This window comes from Bacteroides cellulosilyticus (assembly GCF_020091405.1).
Classification (GTDB): domain Bacteria; phylum Bacteroidota; class Bacteroidia; order Bacteroidales; family Bacteroidaceae; genus Bacteroides.
The window spans coordinates 392978-409715 of sequence record NZ_CP081903.1 but is presented as its reverse complement, the minus strand read 5'-3'; the positions used below and the strand labels follow the sequence as shown (position 1 = coordinate 409715).

Genomic DNA, 16738 nt, shown 5'->3' with positions numbered 1-16738 from the left:
CTGAGAAGATATTGTTAGTTCTTTGGTAATGCGTTAATCCTTTGTTGGGTAACGCATTTTTTTTGTGCCCGAATGTATAGGAAGAAACTTAATAGACAACAAGAGAATATATGGAAAAGAATTTGAAGAAAGTGTTGGTCTTGGGCTCAGGTGCACTCAAGATCGGTCAGGCCGGGGAGTTCGACTATTCCGGTTCGCAGGCATTGAAGGCTCTGCGTGAAGAAGGTATCAGTTCAGTGTTGGTGAACCCGAATATTGCTACTATCCAAACATCGGAAGGTATTGCAGATCAGGTTTATTTCTTGCCTGTAACCACTTATTTCGTAGAAGAAATCATCAAGAAAGAACGTCCTGATGGTATTCTGTTGGCTTTCGGTGGTCAGACGGCTCTGAACTGCGGTGCCGAGTTGTACACAAGCGGTGTGTTGGCTAAGTACGGTGTGCGCGTATTAGGAACTTCGGTGGAAGCTATCATGTATACGGAAGACCGTGACCTCTTCGTGAAGAAGCTGGACGAGATCGATATGAAAACTCCCGTCAGCCAGGCTGTAGAAAGTATGGAAGATGCAATCACTGCTGCTGAACGCATCGGTTTTCCGGTTATGGTTCGTTCCGCTTATGCACTGGGCGGTTTGGGTAGCGGTATCTGCCAGGATAAAGAAGAGTTCCTGAAGTTGGCCGAAAGCTCTTTCGCTTTCTCTAAACAAATTCTTGTAGAAGAGTCTCTGAAAGGTTGGAAAGAAATTGAATTCGAGGTAATCCGCGATGCCAACGACCACTGCTTCACGGTGGCAAGCATGGAAAACTTCGACCCGCTGGGTATCCATACGGGAGAGTCTATCGTAGTGGCTCCGACTTGTTCGCTGACTGACGAGCAGGTGAAGATGTTGCAAGATCTTTCTACGAAGTGTATCCGTCATCTGGGCATCGTGGGCGAATGTAACATTCAGTATGCATTTAATGCGGAAACTAATGACTACCGTGTGATTGAGGTGAATGCCCGTCTGTCGCGTTCTTCTGCTTTGGCTTCTAAGGCTACGGGTTATCCGTTGGCATTCGTTGCCGCTAAGATTGCATTAGGCTATACGCTCGATCAGATTGGCGAAATGGGTACTCCGTATTCAGCGTATGCAGCTCCGCAACTGGATTATCTGATTTGTAAGATTCCTCGTTGGGACTTGACGAAGTTCGTAGGTGTATCCCGTGAAATCGGTTCCAGCATGAAGTCTGTAGGTGAAATCATGTCTATCGGACGTTCTTTCGAGGAAATCATCCAGAAAGGTCTGCGTATGATCGGTCAGGGTATGCACGGATTTGTAGGCAACGACCTGCATTTCGATGATCTGGATCGTGAACTCTCACGTCCTACCGACTTGCGCGTGTTCGCTATCGCTGAGGCCTTGGAGAATGGCTATACGATAGACCGCATCTTCGATCTGACCAAGATTGATCCCTGGTTCCTTGGCAAGTTGAAGAACATTGTTGACTATAAGTTGAAACTTTCCCAATATAATAAGGTGGAAGATATTCCGGCCGACGTATTGCGTCAGGCAAAAGTGCTGGGCTTCTCTGACTTCCAGATTGCGCGTTTCGTACTCGAACCACAAGGCAATATGGAGAAAGAAAATCTGATGGTGCGTGCACGTCGTAAAGAATTGGGTATCCTGCCGGCTGTAAAACGCATCAATACGATTGCTTCCGAGCATCCTGAACTGACTAATTACCTGTACATGACATATGCCGTTGAGGGTTATGACGTGAACTATTACAAGAATGAAAAGTCAGTGGTTGTACTGGGTTCCGGTGCTTACCGTATCGGGTCTTCCGTAGAGTTCGACTGGTGTTCGGTAAATGCTGTGCAGACTGCACGTAAGCTGGGTTACAAGTCCATCATGATTAACTATAACCCTGAAACCGTATCTACGGACTATGATATGTGCGATCGTCTTTACTTCGATGAGCTGTCTTTTGAGCGTGTACTCGATGTTATAGACCTGGAACAGCCGCGCGGTGTAATCGTATCTGTAGGCGGACAGATCCCGAATAACCTGGCAATGAAACTGCATCGTCAGTCAGTGCCCATCCTGGGAACTTCTCCTCTTTCTATCGACCGTGCTGAAAACCGTAATAAGTTCTCTGCTATGCTCGACCAACTGGGTATCGACCAGCCGGCTTGGCAAGAGCTTACCAGTCTGGAAGATGTGAAAGGTTTCGTAGAGAAAGTGGGTTATCCGGTACTGGTTCGTCCGTCTTATGTACTTTCGGGTGCTGCGATGAACGTATGCTACGATGAAGAAGAATTGGAGAACTTCCTGAAAATGGCTGCCGAAGTATCTAAAGAATATCCGGTGGTAATTTCTCAGTTCTTGCAGAATACAAAAGAAATCGAATTTGATGCTGTTGCTCAGAATGGTGAAGTAGTGGAATATGCTATTTCCGAGCATGTGGAATTTGCCGGTGTACACTCCGGTGACGCTACATTGGTGTTCCCTGCACAGAAGATTTACTTTGCTACGGCACGTCGTATCAAGAAGATCAGCCGCCAGATTGCAAAGGAACTCAATATCTCCGGTCCGTTCAATATTCAGTTCCTGGCACGTAACAATGAGGTGAAGGTAATCGAATGTAACCTTCGTGCTTCACGTAGTTTCCCGTTCGTGTCTAAGGTGCTGAAGCGTAACTTTATTGAAACTGCTACCCGCATCATGCTGGATGCTCCTTATACTCGTCCTGACAAGTCGGCGTTCGATATCGACTGGATTGGTGTGAAAGCTTCTCAGTTCTCTTTCTCCCGCTTGCACAAGGCAGACCCGGTACTGGGTGTAGATATGTCTTCTACCGGTGAAGTAGGCTGTATCGGTGATGATTTCTCCGAAGCATTGCTGAGCGCCATGATTGCTACCGGCTTCCAGATTCCTCAAAAGGGAGTGATGTTCTCTTCCGGTGCCATGAAATCGAAAGTAGATTTGCTGGAGTCCAGCCGCATGCTCTTCAATAAAGGGTATAAGATTTATGCAACGGCAGGTACAGCCGCTTTCCTGAATGCTCATGGAGTGGGCACTGAAGCTGTTTACTGGCCCGATGAACGTCCTGATGCAGAGAACAACGTGATGAAGATGATTGCCGAACACAAGTTCGATTTGATTGTCAACATTCCGAAGAATCATACGAAGCGTGAATTGACGAACGGTTACCGTATCCGTCGTGGTGCTATCGACCATAACATTCCGTTGATTACGAATGCTCGTCTGGCAAGTGCTTTCATCGAAGCATTCTGCGAACTGAAGTTGGAGGATATTGCTATCAAGAATTGGCAGGAATATAAGTAACTGAAGAGGAAATAAAAAAGAGGATGCTCTATCAGAAAGAGTGTCCTCCTTTTTTTATCTTTAGTTTTTTTCTGGCGCTATCACTGCCTATAAGGCTTATTATTGGGGCTCTTGTGCCCACCAATAGTATATATAATTTAATTTTTTGCCCTCTTCAGTAGGGATATACCAGACCTTTTCTTTTAAATCTGTTTCGATTTTACGGTAAACAGAGATAGGGATTGTGGCATAAGTACCGAAGTTCATGAAAGAAAATTCGACCTCATCAACCTTGCCGGTATCTGAATTTATGCACATTGTTATTATGAGTTCGTGGCCTTTTACTCTTTGCTTTTCACTAGCGGAAAATGCAGCGTTTACAATGGAAAGGCGCTCTGCTCGTGTCCATGCGTCATATTGGAGTAAAACGATACCTTCATCTGTTTGTGAGAAAGTTTCTCCTGTATTTTTGTAACTTTGAGTGGTAAAGAGTAATTTGTTACTCTTGTTATAGAGTGTGACTGTCTTTGACGCTGCCACATCGCATTGGTAGGTGTAACCATTTTCATTGAATGTTTTAGTTACAGCATAATAAATTGTCTGTGCATATATATATGTAGTACAAAGTGATATGCATATAAAAAAGAATATAGTTTTCATAAAGTGCGGGAACTTCCCAGTTTGTCTTTAAAATAGTATTATTGCGAATGCTTGTTTCTGTTTAAATTGCAATAAATATACGAATATTTTTTGTATATAAAATAGTATAGATGCGATTCTTTTGAAAACATTTACTGTTTCTTTTTATCAGTATGGTTGGCTGTTTGGAATAAATATCTATTTTTGTGGAAAGTGTAATGGCGAAAGGGTGAATAATTGCGCTTTTGAGAGTATAATCTGGTAATTGAAATATATGAATGAAGTAGAGAAAATGCGTAGTTCGCAACTGGCGGATATGTCTGCCCCGGAAGTACAGGTAAAGTTTGAATATGCCAAGAAGTTGCTGGCAAGAATGCGGAAACTGAGTACTTACGATGAGGCTTACAGAGGATTGTTGGAAGACCTGATACCGGGAATACCGGAGACATCCGTTGTGTGCCCGCCTTTCCATTGCGATCATGGGGATGGTATCCGTCTGGGTGAACACGTATTTGTGAATGCAAATTGTACTTTTCTGGACGGAGGTTATATCACGATTGGTGCCCATACATTAGTGGGACCTTGTGTACAGATTTATACTCCACAACATCCGATGGATTATGTAGAACGTCGTACCCCGAAGGAATATGCCTATCCGGTGACGATAGGAGAGGATTGCTGGATTGGCGGTGGTGCTGTAATTTGTCCCGGAGTAACAATTGGTGATCGCTGTATTATTGGCGCCGGAAGTGTGGTGACGAAAAACATACCCGATGATAGTGTGGCGGTAGGAAATCCGGCGAAGGTGATCAGAAAGAATATATCGGAATGACGGTGTGCTTCTATATCACCGGTTCGTAGATGATGAAAAAAAGTTTCTTTGTTAAATTGCTGAATTTCAATAAGTATATATCTTTCTGTATATTTTTCTTAGAAAATAGTTCGCAATTGTTTTGGTAATCTCAAAATAAGCTGTACCTTTGCATCGCTTTTGAAACGAAAGTGTACGGGCGCTTAGCTCAGCTGGTTCAGAGCATCTGGTTTACACCCAGAGGGTCGGGGGTTCGAATCCCTCAGCGCCCACATTAAAAATCGCACACTTTCGAACAAAAGGGCGCTTAGCTCAGCTGGTTCAGAGCATCTGGTTTACACCCAGAGGGTCGGGGGTTCGAATCCCTCAGCGCCCACATCCGATTTCTGTGATGAGTGGTCTTGCAAGTTATTGTAAGGCTATTTTTTTATCTGTTAACTTCCTTACTTAACTTTCTTTCCCCTTTATGGCTTATTACTCAGAAAAAAAAGCTAATTTTGCGGCTCGATAATTATCTAATATACACGTATGGAACTTGATTTACTTACTGCTATCTCTCCGATTGATGGTAGATACAGAGGAAAAACAGATGCTTTGGCAGCTTACTTCTCGGAATTTGCCTTGATAAAATACCGTGTGCAAGTGGAAGTGGAATACTTCATCACCTTGTGCGAATTGCCTTTGCCGCAATTAAAAGGCGTAGACAAAAACGTATTTGAAACATTAAGAAATATCTATCGTAGCTTCTCAGAAGCTGACGCGCAGCGTATCAAAGATATTGAGAGCGTAACGAACCATGATGTAAAAGCCGTAGAATACTTCCTGAAAGAAGAGTTTGATAAAATGGGTGGAATGGATGACTACAAAGAGTTTATTCATTTCGGACTGACTTCACAGGATATCAATAATACTTCCGTTCCTTTATCTATCAAAGAGGCTTTGGAACAGGTTTATTATCCGCAAATAGAGGAACTGATTGCGCAACTTCGTACGTATGCGGAAGAATGGAAGGCTATTCCTATGCTTGCCAAGACACACGGTCAACCGGCTTCACCTACTCGCTTGGGGAAAGAGGTGATGGTATTTGTATATCGTCTTGAACGCCAGCTGGCTACTTTGAAGTCTTGTCCGCTTACTGCCAAGTTCGGTGGTGCTACCGGAAATTACAATGCGCATCATGTGGCTTATCCGGAGTTCGACTGGAAAGCATTTGGTAACCGGTTTGTTGCTGAAAAACTGGGCTTGGAACGTGAAGAATATACTACGCAGATTTCTAATTATGATAATCTGTCTGCTGTATTCGATGCTATGAAGCGCATAAATACGGTAATGATCGATATGAACCGTGACTTCTGGCAATATATTTCCATGGAATATTTCAAGCAGAAGATTAAAGCCGGTGAAGTAGGTTCCAGCGCCATGCCGCACAAAGTGAATCCGATTGACTTTGAAAATGCGGAAGGTAATCTGGGTGTGGCAAGTGCCATTCTGGAACATCTGTCGGTGAAACTGCCTGTGTCCCGCTTACAACGTGACCTGACGGATTCTACCGTATTGCGTAACGTAGGCGTTCCGTTCGGGCATATCGTAATTGCCATTCAGAGCTCATTGAAAGGCTTGCGTAAATTGTTGCTGAACGAAACGGCTATCTATCGTGATCTGGATAATTGCTGGAGTGTGGTAGCTGAGGCTATTCAGACAATTCTGCGCCGTGAAGCATATCCGAATCCGTACGAGGCATTGAAGGCCTTGACCCGCACTAATCAGGCTATTACGGAAGCTTCTATAAAGGAATTTATTGAAGGTTTGAATGTAGATGAGGAAATAAAGAAAGAATTGCGTGTGATTACTCCTCATACATATACAGGAATCTAAGATAGAAACATTAAATTTAGCTGTATAATGAAGCCAACATTTTAAATCCGGTGATTGTTAATATAGCATACATATATAATATAAGGTATAAGAGTGATAATAGAATGGCCGTGAGGCCAACGTTTAATTTTATTCGAATAAAACAATGAGTACAGAAAACGAAAATTGGCGTGACGATTCTTCCAGTGAGGAGAATTCAGGCAACAGATTTGAAAGAGAAAACAATTACAGCCGTCCGTCTTACAACCGTGAAGGTGGTGACCGACCCTATCGTCCGCGTTTTAACAGCGAGAGTGGCGAACGCCCACAGCGTGCTTACAGCAGTGATCGCCCGTATCGCCCGCGCTTTAACCCTAATGCTGAAGGTGGTGAACGTCCACAACGTTCTTATGGTGACCGTCCGTCTTACAATCGTGAGGGTGGTGATCGTCCGCAACGCCCGTATGGTGATCGTCCGTCCTATAATCGTGAAGGCGGCGATCGTCCGCAACGTCCTTCTTATGGAAACAACAGTGGTGGTGACCGTCCTTATCGTCCTCGCTATAATAGCGGTGATGGTGGTGATCGTCCGCAGCGTCCTTCTTATGGAGGCTCTTCTTATGGTGACCGTCCCCAACGCCCACGTTTCAATAGTGGTGACGGACAGCGTTCTTATAACAACGACCGTCCTTATCGTCCTCGCTATAATAGCGGTGATGGTGGTGATCGTCCACAACGTCCTTATGGTGGCTCTTCTTATGGAGGATCTTCTTATGGCGACCGCCCGCAGCGTCCACGCTTCAATCCGGATGGTGGAAGAGGCGGATATGGTCGTCCCCAACAGCGCCGTACGCCGGATTATGATCCGAATGCAAAGTACAGCCGTAAGAAACAGATAGAATATAAGGAACAGTTTACGGATCCTAATGAACCGATCCGTTTGAACAAGTTCCTGGCTAATGCAGGTGTCTGCTCTCGTCGTGAGGCGGATGAATTTATCACGGCAGGTGTGGTTTCAGTAAATGGAGTAGTGGTTACAGAGCTCGGAACTAAGATCAAACGTGCTGACGAAGTGAAGTTCCACGATCAGACGGTGAGCATTGAGCGTAAGATTTATATCTTGCTGAATAAGCCGAAAGATACTGTGACTACCTCGGATGATCCGCAGGCACGTCGTACAGTGATGGATTTGGTGAAAGGTGCTTGCGATGAGCGTATTTATCCGGTAGGTCGTCTGGACCGTAACACTACAGGTGTGCTATTGCTGACGAACGACGGTGACCTGGCTTCCAAGCTGACACATCCGAAGTTCCTGAAGAAGAAGATTTATCACGTACATACAGATAAGAATGTGACGAAAGCTGATATGGATCAGATTGCAGCCGGTATTCAGTTGGATGACGGTGAAATCCATGCAGATGCTATCAGTTATACGGATGATGTTAGACGGGATGAAGTGGGTATTGAAATCCACTCAGGTAAGAACCGTATTGTTCGTCGTATATTTGAGTCACTGGGTTACAAGGTAGTGAAACTCGACCGCGTATTTTTTGCCGGACTGACTAAGAAAGGCTTACGTCGTGGTGAATGGCGCTATTTGAGCGAACAGGAAGTAAACTACCTGCGCATGGGCTCTTTTGAGTAATTATATAATATAGGTTTAACACAAATTTATGGAAAAGATTAGTAGAACAAAGATTGTTGACGTGTTGAAGCGCGAAGATTTCGGCGCTATGGTCAACGTGAAAGGCTGGGTTCGTACCCGCAGAGGTAGTAAACAAGTTAATTTTATCGCCCTGAATGACGGTTCTACAATAAATAATGTGCAGGTTGTAGTAGATTTGGCAAACTTTGATGAGGAGATGCTGAAAGATATTACCACTGGTGCCTGTCTGAGTGTGAACGGTGAATTGACGGAGTCGGTAGGTTCCGGTCAGAAGGCTGAGATTCAAGCTCGTGAGATTGAAGTGCTGGGTACTTGTGATAATACATATCCTTTGCAGAAGAAAGGTCATACGCTGGAGTTCCTGCGTGAGATTGCCCACCTGCGTCCCCGTACGAATACTTTCGGTGCAGTGTTCCGCATCCGTCATAACATGGCGATAGCTATCCATACTTTCTTTCATCAGAAAGGTTTCGTTTATTTCCATACACCTATCATCACGGCTTCTGACTGTGAAGGTGCCGGACAGATGTTCCAGGTAACGACGAAGAACCTTTATGATTTGAAGAAGGATGAAGCCGGTTCCATCATTTATGATGACGACTTCTTTGGTAAGCAAGCCAGTCTGACGGTTTCCGGACAGTTGGAAGGTGAACTTGCTGCTACGGCGCTGGGCGCTATTTATACGTTTGGTCCTACATTTCGTGCAGAAAACTCCAATACTCCACGCCATTTGGCTGAGTTCTGGATGGTGGAACCGGAAGTAGCGTTCAACGACATTACGGACAACATGGATCTGGCAGAAGAGTTTATCAAATTCTGTGTGAAGTGGGCTTTGGATAACTGTGCTGACGACGTGAAGTTCCTTAACGATATGTTTGACAAAGGCTTGATTGAACGTCTGCAAGATGTATTGAAAGAATCTTTCGTACGTTTGCCTTATACGGATGGCATCAAGATACTGGAAGAGGCTGTTGCTAAAGGTCATAAGTTCGAATTTCCGGTATACTGGGGCGTGGACTTGGCTTCTGAGCACGAACGTTATCTCGTGGAAGAACACTTCAAGCGTCCGGTTATCCTGACTGACTATCCGAAGGAAATCAAAGCGTTCTACATGAAGCAGAACGAAGATGGTAAAACGGTACGTGCAATGGACGTATTATTTCCGAAGATTGGTGAGATTATCGGTGGCTCTGAGCGTGAGTCTGATTATGACAAGTTGATGACGCGTATTGACGAAATGCATATTCCGATGAAGGATATGTGGTGGTATCTTGATACCCGCAGATTCGGTACGTGCCCTCACTCCGGTTTTGGTCTGGGTTTTGAACGCTTGCTTCTGTTTGTGACAGGTATGGCAAATATTCGTGACGTAATACCTTTCCCGCGTACGCCACGTAATGCAGAGTTCTAACTCTTAAAATAAATAAGTGAAGTAGCCCGCACAATCTTGTTGTGCGGGCTCTTTTTTTACTAAGAAACTGTTATAATATTAAAATAATTACTTATATTTGTGACAGTCAGATGCCTATACGTTAACCAAATATATACGAACATGAAGAAGAAGTATTTCATTACCATGTTGGCAGCGATGCTGTTGGCGGTAACAGGAGCGGCAGCGCAGAAGAAGGCGAGTTTCAAACCTGCGGATTTGAAAGGTATCTGGCAGCTGTGTCACTATGTATCCGAAATTCCGGATGTTCCCGGTGCTTTGAAGCCCAGTAACACATTCAAGGTATTGAGCGATGACGGGCGTATCGTCAATTTCACTCTTATTCCCGGCAAAGATGCCATAATCACCGGATATGGTACCTATATCCAGCTGACGGACAATAGCTATCGGGAAAGTATTGAGAAGAATATTCATCTGCCCATGCTGGATAATAAAGATAATGTCCTGGAGTTTGAGATGGGAGAAGGCGGACTTATGCATCTGAAGTATTTTATTTCTAAAGATTTGAACGGCAATGAATTGAACTGTTGGTATCATGAAACCTGGAAGCGGGTAACGATGCCGCCTGTATTCCCTGAAGATATTGTTCGTTAAAACGGGCTATCCGGATATAATAAGCAATGTTCCGATGCAAAGCAAGCAATCTTTTGCATGGGGACATTGCTTGTTTTGTGTCCTAACATTGCTTGTGATTGATAGTCAGCTTCTTTAAAAAAAAGAAGAAAACGTTTGCCAGTTTTGGGAAAATCCGTACCTTTGCAAGCCGATTATTATCTAATAAGGATAAGCAATTAATTCAGAGCGAGTTAATCCACCTTTGTCCGGGGTGGCTAATCCGTAATGAAGATTTTTTTAGTAGTAACATTTAAAAAACAAATCAAGAGTGGATACTTTAAGTTACAAGACCATTTCTGCAAACAAAGCTACGGTAACCAAAGAATGGGTTATTGTTGACGCTACAGACCAAGTATTGGGTCGTCTGGGCGCAAAAGTTGCGAAACTGTTGAGAGGGAAGTATAAACCAAACTTTACTCCTCACGTAGATTGCGGTGATAATGTAATCATTATCAATGCCGACAAAGTTAAAATGACAGGTAATAAGTGGACTGACAAAGTGTATTTGTCATACACAGGTTATCCCGGTGGTCAGAGAGAAATGACTCCTGCTCGTCTGCAGGCTAAACCGAACGGTGATGACAGACTGTTGAGAAAAGTAGTAAAGGGTATGTTGCCTAAGAACAAATTGGGCGCTAAATTGCTGAGCAATATGTACGTATATGCCGGCAGTGAGCACAAACATGATGCTCAGAACCCGAAATCAATTGATATAAACTTACTTAAATAATAGATATGGAAGTAGTAAATGCATTAGGCAGACGTAAAAGTGCAATTGCACGCATTTTCGTAACCGAAGGTACAGGAAAGATTACTATTAACAAGAGAGACCTTGCAGAGTACTTTCCATCAACTATTCTTCAGTATGTAGTTAAACAACCGCTGAGCAAGCTGGGTGTTGCTGAAAAATATGATATTAAAGTAAATCTTTGCGGTGGTGGTTTCACCGGTCAATCTCAGGCTTTGCGTCTGGCTATTGCCCGCGCATTGGTGAAGATGAATGCTGAAGACAAAGCTGCTCTTCGCGCTGAAGGCTTCATGACTCGTGACCCGCGTTCTGTTGAACGTAAGAAACCGGGACAACCGAAAGCTCGTAGAAGATTCCAGTTCAGTAAACGTTAAGAGTTGCAGAAATGTTGGGGCGGACAAGTTGCTTAATTCTCAACTTTTATCTCTCAACTCTCAACTGAAAGAGCGTTTAGTATCTAAACTACCGGGACTCTGGATTGATAGACTACCCGGCGGTTGGTTTAGAAAAAACAAAAAAGAAAGTAAACGATTTAAAGAAAAAACAAGATGTCAAGAACAAATTTTGATACATTATTGGAAGCCGGTTGCCACTTTGGTCACCTCAAAAGAAAGTGGAATCCTGCAATGGCTCCTTATATTTTCATGGAACGCAATGGTATCCACATCATTGACCTCCACAAAACAGTTGCTAAAGTAGACGAAGCTGCTGAAGCTTTGAAGCAAATTGCTAAATCAGGAAAGAAAGTCCTGTTCGTTGCTACTAAAAAACAAGCTAAACAAGTGGTTGCTGACAAAGCATCTGCTGTAAATATGCCTTATGTAATCGAGCGCTGGCCGGGCGGTATGTTAACTAATTTCCCCACAATCCGCAAGGCTGTTAAGAAGATGGCTACCATCGATAAATTGACGAATGACGGTACGTATTCTAATCTGTCTAAGAGAGAAGTTCTGCAGATTTCACGTCAACGTGCTAAGTTGGACAAGACTTTGGGTTCTATTGCTGACCTGACTCGTCTGCCGTCTGCACTGTTCGTTATTGATGTTATGAAAGAAAATATTGCAGTTCGCGAAGCTAACCGTTTGGGTATACCTGTATTCGGTATCGTTGATACGAACTCTGATCCTTCTAATATCGACTTCGTAATTCCGGCTAATGACGATGCTACTAAATCAATAGAAGTAATTCTGGATGCTTGCTGCGCTGCTATGCAGGAAGGCTTGGAAGAAAGAAAAGCTGAAAAAGTAGATATGGAAGCTGCTGGTGAAGCTCCTGCCAATAAAGGCAAGAAGAAAGCTACAAAAGCAAGACTCGACAAATCTGACGAGGAAGCAATCAATGCAGCTAAAGCTGCTGCTTTCCTGAAGGAAGACGAAGAGGCTTAATCATAATTGAATGGTAAGATGGTAAAATGATAAGATGATAATATCGTCTTACCATCCTATCATCTTACCATTTTATCATTTAGAATATTAATTATAAAAAGAAAATATATTATGGCTGTAACAATGGCTGATATTACCAAACTCCGTAAAATGACCGGAGCAGGTATGATGGACTGTAAGAATGCATTGACGGAAGCTGAAGGCGATTTCGACAAGGCAATAGAAATAATCCGTAAGAAGGGACAGGCTGTTGCCGCTAAGCGTTCAGACCGCGAAGCTTCTGAAGGTTGTGTTTTGGCTAAAACTACCGGTAACTTTGCCGTAATCATTGCATTGAAGTGTGAAACTGACTTCGTAGCTCAGAATGCTGATTTCATAAAATTGACTCAGGATGTTCTTGATCTTGCTGTAGCTAACAACTGCAAAACTTTGGATGAAGTGAAAGCATTGCCGATGGGTAACGGTACTGTACAGGATGCAGTGACTGACCGTAGCGGTATTACAGGCGAGAAAATGGAACTTGACGGCTACATGACTGTAGAGGGTGCAAGTACTGTTGTTTACAATCATATGAATAGAAATGGTCTCTGCACTATCGTTGCTTTCAATAAAGAAGTTGACGAGCAGTTGGCTAAGGAAGTGGCTATGCAGATTGCTGCCATGAACCCGATTGCAATTGACGAGGATGGTGTTTCTGAAGAAGTGAAGCAGAAAGAGATTGAAGTTGCTATTGAGAAGACCAAAGCAGAACAGGTACAGAAAGCTGTTGAGGCTGCTTTGAAGAAAGCAGGTATCAATCCGGCTCACGTGGACAGCGAAGACCACATGGAAAGCAATATGGCTAAAGGTTGGATTACAGCTGAAGATATAGCAAAAGCAAAAGAAATCATTGCTACTGTTTCTGTTGAAAAGGCTGCACATCTGCCTGAACAAATGATTCAGAACATCGCTAAAGGTCGTCTGGCTAAGTTCTTGAAAGAAGTTTGCTTGCTGAACCAGGAAAATATTATGGACTCTAAGAAGACTGTAAGAGAAGTGTTGGCAGCAGCTGACCCTGAATTGAAGATTGTAGATTTCAAGCGTTTCACTTTGAAAGCTGAATAATTCAACTCAATATATATAAAAAACGACCGCACGGGAATTTCCGTTGCGGTCGTTTTTTTATGCATATTTTCCTCCTTTGGAAGAAGTGATATACTTACTGATAGACCGTCTGTTTCGGTGAACCGGATTATCCGACCGGTTTAGTCTGCGTATATCCCTCTTTTTTAAGTAGTTCCAGCACTTTCTGTTTGAAATCTCCCTGTACGATGATTTCTCCGTCTTTGGCACTTCCGCCTACGCCACATTTGGACTTCAGCAATTTACCTAACTCCTTCAGGTCATTTTCCGTACCTACGAAACCTGTGACAAGTGTGACTACTTTTCCTCCTCGATTTTTGCGATCCAACTGAACACGCAACTTCTGCCTGGAAGCTTCCGGGGTAACTTGTTCCCCATCATCTTCCATTTCATAACTATAGTCCGGATTGGTAGAATAAACAACATTCAACCGTTCTTTCCAATCATTATTCTTCATATTCGTTCTGTTTTAAGAATCAAAAGTAATATTTTGCATGGAACTTTGCAATCTTTTGGGACTTTTGTCGTCTAATAGAAAACGCTAATTAGCTTCAAATATACAAAATATGAAAAGAATCATCTGGCTATTCCTATTGTCTTTGGTTACTATACTATCTTTTGCACAATCTTTCAAGGGTACTGTTACGGATACTGACGGAAAGCCGGTTCCTTATGCCGCTCTCTATCTGAGAGAAATGAAGTCAGGTTTAACTACCGATGAGCATGGGCGGTTTCAAACGAAATTATCTGCCGGACAATATACCTGTGAGGTCTCTTCTTTAGGATTCATATCCCAGACCTTTACTTTTCAAATGCTGAATCGTGATTATGAGAAGGATATAGTGCTTGCCGAACGTACCTATAGCCTGCCGGAAGTAAACATCACCAAGGGAAATGAAGACCCTGCCTATGCAGTGATGCGTAAAGCGATAGCACGTGCTCCTTATTATCGCACTCAGATAAAAAGCTACACTGCCGGCACGTATCTGAAGGGAACCGGTAAAGGGACCGCTATTCCCGCTGTCCTGAAATTATCCAAAGAGGTGCGGAAAGATGCAAAAGAATGGCTTGGAAAGCTGTTTGTCTTGGAGCAACAGCAGATCGTGAATTTTACTGCCCCCAATGTTTGGAATAATAAGGTATTGGCCAATAAGAACTCTTTTCCAGAAGAAATAGGGGTGGACATGGGTATAACTACGATTAATCTCTATACCCCCGAGCTTTTCGGTAAAGTTTCCCCGTTAAATAAAAATGCTTTCTCGTACTATCGTTTCAAACTTGACGCTTGCTTTGTGGAAGAAGGACAAATGATAAATAAGATCCGTGTGATTCCCAAGAAAGACGATAACCGTTTGCTGGAAGGAGACCTGTTCATTGTAGAAGATTTGTGGTGCATATCGGCTGCTGATGTCAATGTTCGTGCTACCGGGTTGAGAGCAAAGATTAAAATCACTTGCAAGGAAGTACAGTCTTCTGTTTTTCTGCCGGTTTCTATTACGACCTCTTCTACCATTGATATAATGGGTTTCAAGGCAGAGGCTTCTTATCTGGCAGCAATACACTATAGAGAGGTAAAAACGGATATCCAGCCGGAGACCAATACGGATAAAACGGCAAAACCTGTAACTGCCACTGCAGTAGCGCAGCCGAAGAAACATAAATTTGAACGTCCGGCACGGATCGGACGCAAAGATACTCAGGTTGATTCGCTTGCCGATAAGCGGGATTCTCTTTATTGGACCACTATCCGTAGTGTGCCGTTGCGATTGGAAGAAGTGCAGAGTTATCAATATAAAGAAGAAAAGATTGCGCTGAAAGATTTATCACCCGGAGAAAAATCCGAGAAGAAAACAGCGGTCGGGCAAGTACTGAATACCATTATGTGGGGAAAGACTTTCAGGACTTCCAACAAAAATGCATGGTTAACTTTACCTGGTCTTTCCGCTTATATTCCCGAATATAATTTTGTGGATGGCTTCTGGTTAGGAGTTAAGCTAAAGACAGGAGTGAAGTTATCAGAATCTTCTACACTTCGTTTTGTGCCTTCTTTCTATTATACCACTGCCCGCAGAAACTGGATTGGACAAGGAGAACTGACGCTGGATTATGCTCCCCGGAACCGTGGTTATTTATCTCTTTCCGGAGGTCTTCTGTCCGCCGATTATAATTCGGAAAGCGGAGAATCCCGTTTGATTAACAGTATGTCCAGCTCGCTGTTCGGTCATAATCATCTGAAGCTTTATGAGAATGCCTTCTTCACTGTTGGCCATGCGATAGAGCCGGCTAACGGATTACTTTTTTCTTCCTCACTTTCCTGGCAACGCAGGAAGATGCTGGATAACCATATCCGTAAAAGTTGGTTCAAAAGAGATGCCGAACCGAATATTCCGGAAAACACAGCTTTCCGACCAATGCCGGAGAATGATATCCTGAAAGCTTCTTTTGAGTTGGAGTACACTCCGGCTCACTACTATCACATGTCGCAAGGTAAGAAAGTGTATGAAGCTTCCCGTTATCCTACATTTGCCTTGAAATATGACAGAGCTTTCCCTATGAGCGGAAGTCGTTATCTTACCTCGTACCACCTGATGCAATTCTCGGCTAAACAGAAAATCGAATTCGGTATGTTCAATCGCCTGCATTGGTCAGTGAATGCAGGCTCATTCTTTGATGCAAAGAATCTTCAGTTCCCCGACTTTAAGCATTTCGCTTCTACCCGCATATTGGTTACGGAACGTTCTTTCGATACCGGGTTTAGTTTACTGGATAACTACGTTTTGTCCACTAATACCCGCTGGGCACAGGCTAATGTCTCCTGGTATACTCCATATCTGCTTTTGAAATATCTTCCTTTTCTGTCAAGAAAAGCATTTGATGAAGCCTTGCATCTTCGTTCCATCGTGATATATGGTCGGCGCCCCTATACGGAGATTGGATATTCGATCGGGTTTTCTGATATGGCACGGATAGGAGTCTTTGCCGGTTTCGATTGCCTGAAGTTCCATTCGGTGGGAGTTTCCCTTAGTTTGCCGTTATCCCTCTTTGCTGACAAGTAAAACTTTTGTAGAAATTATGTTAACTTTCTTCTGTTGGAGTATTCTTTTCCAAAAAAAGCGTATTTTTGTCCATCCGTAACCGAA

Annotated in this window: 13 protein-coding genes and 2 tRNA genes; 13 read left to right on the top strand and 2 right to left on the bottom strand. The window is 43.4% G+C overall.

Annotated features, from left to right (window positions below):
- The first annotated feature begins 110 nt into the window (after window positions 1-110).
- The gene (gene carB / locus K6V21_RS01390; protein WP_224320634.1) at window positions 111-3329 is read left to right on the top strand and encodes a carbamoyl-phosphate synthase (glutamine-hydrolyzing) large subunit; all 3219 of its coding nucleotides are present in this window, start codon (window positions 111-113) and stop codon (window positions 3327-3329) included.
- Window positions 3330-3428: 99 nt separating this feature from the next.
- Here carB and K6V21_RS01385 read toward each other — a convergent pair whose 3' ends face one another.
- Entirely contained in the window at window positions 3429-3968 is a 540-nt protein-coding gene (locus K6V21_RS01385) for a DUF5043 domain-containing protein (RefSeq protein ID WP_224320633.1), read from the bottom strand.
- A 253-nt stretch (window positions 3969-4221) separates the two neighbouring features.
- Between K6V21_RS01385 and K6V21_RS01380 the strand changes: the two genes are divergently transcribed.
- From K6V21_RS01380 to tsf, 11 genes are all read left to right on the top strand, one after another.
- Window positions 4222-4779, top strand: a complete 558-nt coding sequence (locus K6V21_RS01380; protein WP_224320632.1) for a sugar O-acetyltransferase — start codon at window positions 4222-4224, stop codon at window positions 4777-4779.
- A gap of 176 nt (window positions 4780-4955) precedes the next feature.
- Window positions 4956-5030, top strand: a tRNA-Val gene (locus K6V21_RS01375).
- A 29-nt stretch (window positions 5031-5059) separates the two neighbouring features.
- Window positions 5060-5134 (top strand) — tRNA-Val (locus tag K6V21_RS01370).
- A gap of 152 nt (window positions 5135-5286) precedes the next feature.
- Window positions 5287-6633 (top strand): adenylosuccinate lyase, encoded by a 1347-nt coding sequence (purB, locus tag K6V21_RS01365; RefSeq protein WP_224320631.1) that lies wholly within the window; start codon window positions 5287-5289, stop codon window positions 6631-6633.
- A 145-nt stretch (window positions 6634-6778) separates the two neighbouring features.
- Window positions 6779-8257 (top strand): pseudouridine synthase, encoded by a 1479-nt coding sequence (locus K6V21_RS01360; protein WP_224320630.1) that lies wholly within the window; start codon window positions 6779-6781, stop codon window positions 8255-8257.
- Between the two features lie 28 nt (window positions 8258-8285).
- Window positions 8286-9689 carry an asparagine--tRNA ligase gene (gene asnS / locus K6V21_RS01355; protein ID WP_217716547.1) on the top strand — a complete coding sequence of 468 codons (1404 nt, stop codon included), beginning with the start codon at window positions 8286-8288 and terminating at the stop codon, window positions 9687-9689.
- A gap of 141 nt (window positions 9690-9830) precedes the next feature.
- Complete coding sequence (locus tag K6V21_RS01350) at window positions 9831-10322, top strand: DUF4488 domain-containing protein (protein ID WP_224320629.1); 492 nt, start codon at window positions 9831-9833, stop codon at window positions 10320-10322.
- Between the two features lie 289 nt (window positions 10323-10611).
- Entirely contained in the window at window positions 10612-11073 is a 462-nt protein-coding gene (gene rplM / locus K6V21_RS01345) for a 50S ribosomal protein L13 (protein WP_007659593.1), read from the top strand.
- Window positions 11074-11078: 5 nt separating this feature from the next.
- Window positions 11079-11465 carry a 30S ribosomal protein S9 gene (gene rpsI / locus K6V21_RS01340; RefSeq protein ID WP_007210470.1) on the top strand — a complete coding sequence of 129 codons (387 nt, stop codon included), beginning with the start codon at window positions 11079-11081 and terminating at the stop codon, window positions 11463-11465.
- Window positions 11466-11639: 174 nt separating this feature from the next.
- Window positions 11640-12476, top strand: coding sequence for a 30S ribosomal protein S2 (gene rpsB, locus K6V21_RS01335; protein ID WP_007210471.1), 837 nt, complete (start codon window positions 11640-11642; stop codon window positions 12474-12476).
- 111 nt (window positions 12477-12587) lie between these two features.
- Window positions 12588-13580, top strand: a complete 993-nt coding sequence (tsf, locus tag K6V21_RS01330; RefSeq protein ID WP_217716549.1) for a translation elongation factor Ts — start codon at window positions 12588-12590, stop codon at window positions 13578-13580.
- Between the two features lie 127 nt (window positions 13581-13707).
- On the opposite strand, the gene K6V21_RS01325 is transcribed toward tsf, so the two are convergent.
- Window positions 13708-14055 carry a translation initiation factor gene (locus tag K6V21_RS01325; RefSeq protein ID WP_007210473.1) on the bottom strand — a complete coding sequence of 116 codons (348 nt, stop codon included), beginning with the start codon at window positions 14053-14055 and terminating at the stop codon, window positions 13708-13710.
- 109 nt (window positions 14056-14164) lie between these two features.
- Here K6V21_RS01325 and K6V21_RS01320 point away from each other — a divergent pair, with 109 nt between their 5' ends.
- Complete coding sequence (locus tag K6V21_RS01320; RefSeq protein ID WP_224320628.1) at window positions 14165-16654, top strand: DUF5686 family protein; 2490 nt, start codon at window positions 14165-14167, stop codon at window positions 16652-16654.
- Window positions 16655-16738 lie beyond the last annotated feature (84 nt).